Origin of the sequence: Variovorax glucosi (assembly GCF_051216695.1) — a bacterium.
Taxonomy (GTDB): domain Bacteria; phylum Pseudomonadota; class Gammaproteobacteria; order Burkholderiales; family Burkholderiaceae_C; genus Variovorax.
The window spans coordinates 1-1573 of the sequence record NZ_JBPJZE010000057.1; the positions used below are offsets into that span (position 1 = coordinate 1).

The window sequence follows — 1573 nt, forward strand, 5'->3', positions numbered from 1 at the left end:
TACGTCGGGCGTCTTGTCGGGCGTGGTCGATGCCATCGCATCGAAGGTGCCGTGGCCTTCGGTGTCTTCGCTGTAGTCGAAATCGAGGTAGCGCAGTTCGGTCGTCATGCGGTTGCCAATGCCTTTGCAGCCGCCAGCCCGCTGAGGACTGCGCCTTCGAGCGTGGCCGGGTAGGGGCCTTTGATGTAGTCGCCGCAGGCCTGCAGGCCGGGGGCGATGGCCGACGCGGGTCTTGAAAGCGCGGGCGTGCATGCGAAGGTGGCGCGCTTCTCGACCACGGTCTGCACGAGCTGCAGGTTCGTCTGGCCCAGTTGCACAGCCGCCTGGGCGATCACCTGTTCTTCCAGCACCTCGCGCGAGCTTTCATTGGCGCTCACGACCATTGCGAGCACGCCTTGCAGGCCGCTGAGCTGGCCGCGGTCGAACGCGAACTGCGCTGGTGCCGTGGCCGGGTCGCTGCGCAGCGCGAGCATCGGTTCCGCGAGCGGCGAGGCGCCGCGCACGTAGATGGTGGCGATGGCTTCGAAGCGCAGGGCCTCGGTGGTTTCGCACCAGGCATCCGCTTGCAGGCCGGATGCGCGAACCAGTCGGGCCGCGTCCCACGGCGCGCAGGCCAGCACGACCTGATCGAAGACTTCATCGTCGACGCGCCATTGCCCGCCGCTGGGCGCGATGGCGCGCACGCGGGTGCCGATGCGCGTCACGGCACCGTGCTGCGCCAGCCATCGGATTGCCGCGTCAGGAAGCAGCGCGCCCAGATCGGCACAAGGCAGCAGAAGGTCGGCACCGCCGCTGCCGCTGAAGAGGGCGTCTTTGAGCACGCGTAGGAACACTTCACCGCTCGACCGCGCAACGGGCGTGTTGAGGGCCGAGACGCATAGCGGCTCGATCAGCTCCTGCATCACGCGCGGCGTGAGGCCGGTGCACAGATCGGCGACGGTGGTGCTTGCGGCGCAGCGAAAGCCCGCAAGCCGCCAACCGATCGCCGTGCGCAGCAGCGAAGACTTGTCACGCCACGTCCAGCCGCGCGCCGTGAAGATTCCGGCCAGCAGATCGAGCGGTGCGGGCAGCCGCGGAAGCTTGAGCCCGCCGCCATCGGCAAAGCGAAGCGAAAGCGGCAGGCGCAGCAGCGCGTTGTCGACATCGACGCCGATGTCGCGCATGAGCTGCAGCGTGGCGGTGTACGCGCCGATCAGGATGTGCTGCCCGTTGTCGAGCGCCAGCCCGTGCATGTTGTCGACCCGCCGCGCGCGGCCGCCCGGCATGTGCGCCGCTTCGAACAGCGTGACGGCATGGCCGAGGCGCGTGGCCTCGACCGCGCAGGCAAGGCCGGCCCAGCCGGCGCCGATGACAGCCGTCGTCTTCAAGACTAGATGCGCCCCAGCGCCTGAACCTTCCAGGCCAGCCAGAACTTGCGCACCGGCGTCAGGCTCACCCGCTGGTTCAGCACCTGGAAGTTGTCGCGCTCGATCTCGCGCAGCAGCGTGCGATAGATGCTGGCCATCATCAGGCCCGGCTTCTGCGTGCGCCGGTCGGCCAGTGGGAGCAGGGCGAGCGCTTCGTCATACGCCAC

At 68.7% G+C, this 1573-nt stretch carries 2 protein-coding genes; both read right to left on the minus strand.

The features are described 5' to 3' along the window. Positions 1-104 precede the first annotated feature (104 nt). Positions 105-1367, minus strand: a complete 1263-nt coding sequence (hpnE, locus tag ACSFA3_RS22795) for a hydroxysqualene dehydroxylase HpnE (RefSeq protein ID WP_435464605.1) — start codon at positions 1365-1367, stop codon at positions 105-107. Positions 1368-1369: 2 nt separating this feature from the next. Further along, on the minus strand, positions 1370-1573 hold a 204-nt coding region (locus ACSFA3_RS22800; protein ID WP_435507739.1), incomplete at its 5' end, for a squalene/phytoene synthase family protein.